The sequence below is a fragment of the Pseudomonas carassii genome (assembly GCF_036324045.1).
Classification (GTDB): domain Bacteria; phylum Pseudomonadota; class Gammaproteobacteria; order Pseudomonadales; family Pseudomonadaceae; genus Aquipseudomonas; species Aquipseudomonas peradeniyensis.
In genome coordinates this window covers 75,533-82,623 of the sequence record NZ_JAZDCT010000027.1, presented here as the reverse complement: position 1 = coordinate 82,623, position 7,091 = coordinate 75,533, and the positions used below count along the sequence as shown (strand labels likewise).

The 7,091-nt window shown below is 65.1% G+C and carries 6 protein-coding genes; 2 read left to right on the top strand and 4 right to left on the bottom strand.

What is annotated here, in order from left to right; all coding sequences use genetic code 11:
• Positions 1-178 precede the first annotated feature (178 nt).
• Positions 179-553 carry a DUF2784 domain-containing protein gene (locus V0R62_RS19180; protein WP_330104856.1) on the top strand — a complete coding sequence of 125 codons (375 nt, stop codon included), beginning with the start codon at positions 179-181 and terminating at the stop codon, positions 551-553.
• Here V0R62_RS19180 and tam read toward each other — a convergent pair.
• Together tam and V0R62_RS19170 are read right to left on the bottom strand one after the other, a co-directional pair.
• Positions 530-1,306 carry a trans-aconitate 2-methyltransferase gene (tam, locus tag V0R62_RS19175; RefSeq protein WP_330104855.1) on the bottom strand — a complete coding sequence of 259 codons (777 nt, stop codon included), beginning with the start codon at positions 1,304-1,306 and terminating at the stop codon, positions 530-532. The two genes, V0R62_RS19180 and tam, sit on opposite strands and share 24 nt — an antisense overlap.
• A 153-nt stretch (positions 1,307-1,459) precedes the next feature.
• The gene (locus V0R62_RS19170; protein WP_050705243.1) at positions 1,460-2,869 is read right to left on the bottom strand and encodes an amino acid permease; all 1,410 of its coding nucleotides are present in this window, start codon (positions 2,867-2,869) and stop codon (positions 1,460-1,462) included.
• A 439-nt stretch (positions 2,870-3,308) separates the two neighbouring features.
• Between V0R62_RS19170 and V0R62_RS19165 the strand changes: the two genes are divergently transcribed.
• Positions 3,309-4,733, top strand: a complete 1,425-nt coding sequence (locus tag V0R62_RS19165) for an aminotransferase-like domain-containing protein (protein ID WP_330104854.1) — start codon at positions 3,309-3,311, stop codon at positions 4,731-4,733.
• 84 nt (positions 4,734-4,817) lie between these two features.
• Here the strand turns inward: V0R62_RS19165 and V0R62_RS19160 are convergent, their stop codons facing one another.
• Positions 4,818-5,840 carry a histone deacetylase family protein gene (locus tag V0R62_RS19160; RefSeq protein ID WP_330104853.1) on the bottom strand — a complete coding sequence of 341 codons (1,023 nt, stop codon included), beginning with the start codon at positions 5,838-5,840 and terminating at the stop codon, positions 4,818-4,820.
• A complete protein-coding gene (locus V0R62_RS19155; protein ID WP_330104852.1) occupies positions 5,840-7,081 on the bottom strand; it encodes a Zn-dependent hydrolase in 1,242 nt (413 codons plus the stop codon). The genes V0R62_RS19160 and V0R62_RS19155 overlap by 1 nt, the downstream gene beginning before the upstream one ends.
• Positions 7,082-7,091 lie beyond the last annotated feature (10 nt).

The window sequence follows — 7,091 nt, the reverse complement described above, 5'->3', positions numbered from 1 at the left end:
AGACCAAAGTAACCCGCCGTAAGGGCGGAAAGGTGAATAAGCGTCGACATAGCAAACGAATGCGCATACAACTACCAAAACAACCACCACCCAGCCCCAGAAACTCAAAAACTCAAAAACTCAAAAACAAAAAACCATGACAAACTAACCCATCTCCAACAGCAAGGCCCCACCCACCATGTTCTACCGCCTGGCCGCCGACACCCTGGTCCTGTTCCACCTCTCGTTCATCCTGCTGGTCCTGTTCGGCGGCCTGTTGGTGCTCTGGCGCCGCCGCGCCCTGCTGATCCACCTCCCCGCCCTAGCCTGGGGCCTGGCCGTGGAAGGCCTGCACCTGGAGTGCCCCCTGACTGACTGGGAAAACCACCTGCGCAATGCCGCCGGCGACGCCGGCTACCACGGCGGCTTCGTCGAACACTACATCTGGCCAGTGATCTACCCCGCCGGCTTGACCCCGCAAATCCAGCTGTGGCTGGGCACCATCGTACTGCTGCTCAACCTCGGCATCTACGCCTGCGTGATCTGGCGCCTAGCGCGTCGCCACCACGAATAACCGCGGGAACGGCAACAACACCCTGCCATCGCTGGCCGGCGGGTAATCACGCTGCATGGCCTGCAAGTAAAGCTGCAGGAAACTCGCCTGCTCCTGCTCATCCAGCCGCGCCAGGTAAGGCCGCAACGCCGAACCCTTGAACCACTCCACCACCGCCTCGGCGCCGCCGACCAGCGGATGGTGATAGGTGGTGCGCCACACATCCACCCGCGCGCACAGCGGGCTGAGCAGGTCGTAGTAGAAACCGGCGTTGTGCCGCGGCGGCAGGTTGAAATCGGCGAATTTCCCGGCCCAGGGCCCCTGGCTGGCGATCTCGCGCAACTGGCGGTGTGCCGGCTCGTCGAGATTGTCGGGGGTCTGCACGGCCAGGCTGGCGCCCTCGCTCAGTTGCCGCACCAGGTGCGGGTAGAGGCTGGCGTGGTCAGGCACCCACTGCAGCGACGCGTTGGCCAGGATCAGGTCCTGGGGCTCGTGGGCCGTCCAGCTGGCAATCTCGCCAATCTCGCAGCGCACCCGGGGAATGCTCAGCCGTGGCCGCTGCCGGGCCTTGTCGATCATGTCCGGATCGCTGTCCAGGGCCAGGACCTGGGCATCGGGGCAGCGCTGCAACAATACCTCGGTGGAATTGCCCGGACCGCAACCCAGGTCCGTGGCGTGCCGCGCCGGACGCGCCGGCACGGCGGCCAGCAGATCGCGCACGGCGCGGGTGCGTTCGTCTTCGAACAACGAATACTGGGTGGCGGACCAGGCCATGGGCGACTCCTCGTAGGGCAATTGTGTGCAGCATAAGCCATGTCGGCATGCTGCAACGTAAGGATGATCTGACTGGCGAACAAGGCTTTGCCCACAAACGAAAACGGCCGATCCCTCAAGAGGGACCGGCCGCCGTCAGCGGCACGACCGCGATCAGTGACGCTTGGCGCTACGGATCTGGTGCACCACGCCCATGGCCACCACGATCGCCGCGGCGATGCCGGTGGAGATCACCAGGATCTGGTAGTCAGGCATGAAGGCCATGGTCACCAGGGCCGCCACGATGAACAGGATCACCAGGTAGGTCAGCCACGGGAACAGCCACATCTTCAGGCGCACTTCCTTGCCCTCGGCGATCAGCTTGCGGCGCATGCGCAGCTGCGAGAAGGCGATCACCAGGTACACCAGCAGGGCGATCATGCCGGTGGTGTTCATCAGCGTTTCCAGCACGTCCTTCGGCCGCAGGGTGTCACTGAAGTTGATCAGCGCGCAGAACACCGCCACCAGGCACGAGCCGATGATCGCATTCACCGGCACGCCGGTACCGGTGCGGGTGAACTTGAACAGGCGCGGCGCGTCGCCGCGCTGGGCCAGGGAGAACAGCATGCGCGAGGCGGTGTAGTGGCCGGAGATCAGGCAGCTGCTCACCGAGGTCAGCACCACGAAGTTCATCAGCAGCTCGGCATACGGCACGCCCAGCAGTTCCAAGGTACGACGGTAGGCGCCATAGCCGGAGACGCCCAGCTGCGGGTCGTTCCACGGCACCAGGCAGACGATCAGGAAGATCGAGCCAACGTAGAACAGGCACACCCGCCACACCACCGAGTTGGTCGCCTTGACGATCTGGGTGGCCGGATCCTTCGCCTCGGAGGCGGCAATGGTGACGATCTCGGCGCCGAGGAAGGCGAACATCACCCCCAGCAAGGCCCCGATCACCGTGGTGATGCCGTTGGGCATGAAACCTTCGGCGGTCAGGTGGGTGATGCCGCGCACTTCACCGAACTGCCAGATGTTCATCACCGCGGCAGTACACACCACCAGGAAGCAGACGATTGCCACCACCTTGATCAACGCGAACCAGAACTCGAACTCGCCGTAGTGCTTGACGTTGAAGAAGTTGACGGTGATCAGCAGCAGCGTCGTGGCCAGCACGAACACGTTGACGCTCACGTCGGGGAAGAAACCGTGCAGGATCTTGCCCGCCACATAGGCTTCCCAGGCCATGAGGATCACCCAGTACCACCAGTACAGCCAGCCGATGGTGAAACCGGCCCAGCGTCCGATGGCGCGGTCGGCGTAGGTGGAGAACGAGCCGGTGTCCGGCGAGGAAGTCGCCATCTCGCCGAGCATGCGCATGATCAGCACCACCAGGATGCCGCCGGCAAGGTATGCAAGCACAGCGGCCGGGCCGGCGCTGTGGATCACGCTGCCGGAACCGACGAACAAGGCGCCGCCGATCACCCCGGCGATCGACATCATCGTCAGGTGGCGCGACTTGAGCGAGGCACTGAGCTTGCTCTCGTGCCCATCCTTCGCGGTGGTGGATGTGGATGTTGCGTCCATCAGTTATTTACCCCGTGCTTCTTTTTATCCAAGGAAAAACTGTGAAACCCCGATGGTTATCGGTCTCACCTGTACATCAGTGCTACTGCGGGCAGGGAGGTGTGCGCGAGCACACGCAGGCCATCCGTGGCGGCCTGCTTACGCGGCCAGAGGCAACCCTCTGGACGAACTGAACCATGCTGGGGACGGGCGAGAAGTGCCCGGCCAGGCGAAAGGACGGCGCGGGGGAAACCCCGACGGCAAAGCAGCGATGTTGTGATTATTCATGGCGCTGGTACGTGCTGTGTTGGCTATATCTGACACGTAATGTAAAAATGTCGAACACATAGAGCCATGCACAGCGGCATGAAAAACGCACTGCACTGTACAGGCCGCCGATGCAATACACCCGCGATACCCCTGCAGGCGCCTGTCGCCGCGCACACCTGAAGGCCCCCGAATGCTCCAGCTCCATCCGGACTCCTCCACCCCGCTGGTCAACCAGATCATCGACGGGCTGCGCGCGCTGATCGACGACCAGACGCTCAAGCCGGGGGCGAAGGTCCCGTCGATCCGGGCGTTCGCCTCGACCTACTCGGTGAGCACCTTCACCGTGGTCGAGGCCTACGACCGGCTGGTGGCCCAGGGCTTGCTGGTAAGCAAGGGTAATGCAGGGTTCTTCGTCAATCGTGCGGCGAACGAGTTGCTGGACAAGCACAACGTCGAGGTCGACACCAGCCGTCCCACCTTCAACTCCGAGTGGTACCTGCAGCAGATCTTCGAGATCCGTCAGTTGCCGTTCAAGCCGGGTTGCGGCTGGCTGCCCAACGACTGGATGTACGAGGAAGGCCTGCGTCGCGGCCTGCGCCAGGTGGCCGGCAGCCCGCTGGAGCTGTCCGGCTACGGCGACCCCCTGGGCCTGCCGGAGCTGCGTGCGCTGACCGCGCAGAACCTGCAGCAGGAACTGTCGATCGTTGCCAACCCGGCGCAGCTGATGCTCACCCACGGCGCCAGCCAGGCGCTGGACCTGGCCGTGCGCACCCTGGTGCGGCCCGGCGACGTGGTGCTGGTGGACGACCCCGGCTACCCCAACCTGATGAGCATCCTGCGCACCCAGGGCGCCACACTGGTGGGCGTGCCGCGCACCCCGGCGGGCTACGACCTCGACCAGCTCGAGCGCCTGCTGGCCCACCACCGCCCCACCGCGTTCTTCACCCAGCCACACCTGCACAGCCCGACCTGCTCGCGCACCCCGCTGGCGCAACTGCACCGTTTGCTGCAACTGGCCAGCCAGCATGACTTCCGCCTGGTGGAGAACAACCTCTACGCCGACATGATCGCAGACCCGCTGCCGTGCCTGGCCAGCCTCGACCACCTGCAGCAGGTGGTGTACGTGGGCAGCTATTCGAAAAGCATTTCGCCCAACGTGCGGGTCGGCTACCTGCTGGCCAACCCGGAGCTTACCCAGCAACTGCTGCACCTGAAGATGCGCTCAGGCCTGACCACCTCGCAGGTGATGGAACGGGTGGTGTACGCCGCGATCATCGACGGCCGCTGGCGCAAGCACCTCAAGCGCCTGCGCCAGCGCCTGGCCGAGGCGCATCAGGAAGTGGGCCGGCACCTGCACCGGCTGGGCTTCGAGCTGTTCATCGAATCGGACGAGGGGATGTATATCTGGACCCGCCATCCGGCGATCCCCGACAGCGCCGCGCTGCTGGACGATGCCCTGGAGAAAGGCATCATGCTCGGCCCCGGGCAGCTATTCATGGTCGACGCCAAGGCCACCGGGTGGATGCGCTTCAATGTGGCGTTCAGTACCGACCCGGCGATGTGGGAGTTGCTGGAGAAGGTGTTGGTCAAGCATGTTCGCCGGGGCGGGGTGTAACACCCCTACCACCGCAATCGCGGGGCAAGCCCGCTCCCACAGGTTGTATCACAACGGTGGGAGCGGGCTTGCCCCGCGATAGGCCTATCGCCAATCCTGTGTTTCAGAGAAGAACGCCCGCGCATTCGCGTCCAGGCTCTCAAGGTGATACCCCCCTTCCTGCACGATCAGGCAGGGCAACCGCAGCGCTCGTATCCGCTCCCCCAACCGCGCAAAACCGTCGGTCGTTACCGCCACCTTGCTCTGCGGATCCAGCTCGTAGATATCGAAGCCCAGCGACAACACCAGCACTTGGGCAGCAAATGCCTTCACCGCCTCGAGCGCGACCTCGAGCTGCGCCATGAAGTCTGCCTCGCTGGCGCCATGGGCCATTGGCAGATTGAGATTGCAGCCCTCCCCCGCGCCTTGGCCACGCTCGTCCGCAAAGCCCGCCACGCCGGGATAAAAGTTGGTCGGATCACCGTGCACCGAGACATACAGCACATCGTCGCGCTCGTAGAAGATCTCCTGGATGCCCTGCCCGTGGTGCATGTCGGTGTCCAGGATCGCCACGCGGCCGTAGCGACTTCGCAATACCTGGGCGGCCACGGCGGCATTGTTGAGGTAACAGAAACCACCGGCGGCATCGTACCGGGCATGGTGCCCCGGCGGACGGCACAGGGCATAGGCGGCGGGTTCGCCATCGATGATCGCCTGGGCGCCAGCCACCGCGCTCTGCGCCGACCAGTAGGCCGAGCGCCAGGTGTGCTCGCCCACCGGACAGCTACCATCGGCCAGGTAGCGAGCAGCCTGGGCAAGAATGCCGCGCAGGGCGTTGGGTTCGCGCACGAAGATGTTGGACATCACCTCGTCGCCCCAGTCCTCGGGCATCTCTTTCCAGCGCGCATGGGCTTCTTCGAGGAAGCTCAGGTAGGCCTCGCCGTGTACGGCCTTGAGCGGCGCGAGGCCAGCATCGGCAGGCTGGCGAATGTCGAAGCCAAGGTCCTTGGCGGCCTGCAACAGGCGCTGGGCGCGCTCGGGCACCTCCTGCGGGGTGCGCATCGCGCCACGGGAGTAATAGCTGCGCGGATGGTGCAGCAGTTGTTCGGGGTGGAAATAGCAGCGCATCAGGCCTCTCCTTCGGCAACCTGGCCGGCACGGGCCAGCACGGCGTTGAGCAGTACATCGGCGCCCTGGCGGGCATCGTCGGGCAGCACGTCCTCGGCTTCGTTGTGGCTCAGCCCGCCGACGCAGGGGATGAACACCATCGCCGTGGGGCAGAAGCGCGCCAGCAGGATCGCGTCATGACCGGCGCCACTGACGATGGACTGCTGGCTGTAGCCCAGGCCATCCACCGCCTGCTGCACGGCGGCCACGCACTGGGCATCGAACGGCGTGGCCGGGCTGACCCAGTGGCGCTCGATGCGCACGGTGAGGCCGCGCTGGTTGGCAATGGCCTGCAGTTGCAGGCTGATGTCGCGCTCCATCGCGTCGATGGCCTCGTCGCGGTGGTGGCGCAGGTCGAGGGTGAAGCGCACCACGCCCGGAATGGTGTTTCGCGAAGACTTGGCAATGCTCAGCTCACCGACCGTGGTCAGGCCCTCGGGAGCGAAGTCCGTGGCCAGCTGTTCGATGGCCTGGATCATACGCGCCACGCCGTACAAGGCATCCTTGCGCAGCTTCATCGGCGTGGTGCCGGCATGGGCGGCCATGCCCTCGACGGTCACGTCGAGCCAGCGGATCGCCTGGCCGCCGCTGACCACGCCGATGCTCCTGGCGTTGTCCTCGAGGATCGGACCTTGCTCGATATGTGCCTCGAAATAGGCATCCACGGCGCCGCCCAGCGGGCGCTGGCCGGCAAAACCGGTACGCGCCAGTTCATCGGCGACGCTGATGCCGTCGGCATCGCGGATCGCCAGGGCCTGCGCCAGCGGCAAGGTACCGGTGAACACCGCCGAACCGAACATGGCCGGGGTGAAACGGGCGCCCTCCTCATTGGTCCACACCGCGATCTCCAGCGGCTTGCAGGTACGGATGCCCAGGTCGTTCAGGCGGCGCACCACCTCCAGCCCGGCCAGCACGCCGTAGACGCCGTCGAAACGCCCACCTTCGGGCTGGGTGTCGAGGTGACTGCCCATCATCACTGGCGCGGCATGCGGGTCGGTGCCCCGGCGACGAGCAAACAGGTTGCCGATGGCATCCACGCTCAGGCTCAAGCCGGCCTCGCGGCACCAGTGGCCGAACAGCTCGCGACCGGCCTTGTCCTCGTCGCTCAGGGCCAGGCGGCAGCTGCCGCCACGGGCGGTGGCGCCGACCTCGGCCATGGCCATCAGGCTCGCCCACAGGCGTTCGCCATTGCATTTCAACATTGTGGATACT

What these genes read in the sequence shown, in the direction of transcription:
- V0R62_RS19180 (WP_330104856.1), top strand. Translation starts at nt 179, where the DNA reads ATGTTCTACCGCCTGGCCGCCGACACCCTGGTCCTGTTCCACCTCTCG.
- tam (WP_330104855.1), bottom strand. Translation starts at nt 1,306, where the DNA reads ATGGCCTGGTCCGCCACCCAGTATTCGTTGTTCGAAGACGAACGCACC.
- V0R62_RS19170 (WP_050705243.1), bottom strand. Translation starts at nt 2,869, where the DNA reads ATGGACGCAACATCCACATCCACCACCGCGAAGGATGGGCACGAGAGC.
- V0R62_RS19165 (WP_330104854.1), top strand. Translation starts at nt 3,309, where the DNA reads ATGCTCCAGCTCCATCCGGACTCCTCCACCCCGCTGGTCAACCAGATC.
- V0R62_RS19160 (WP_330104853.1), bottom strand. Translation starts at nt 5,840, where the DNA reads ATGCGCTGCTATTTCCACCCCGAACAACTGCTGCACCATCCGCGCAGC.
- V0R62_RS19155 (WP_330104852.1), bottom strand. Translation starts at nt 7,081, where the DNA reads ATGTTGAAATGCAATGGCGAACGCCTGTGGGCGAGCCTGATGGCCATG.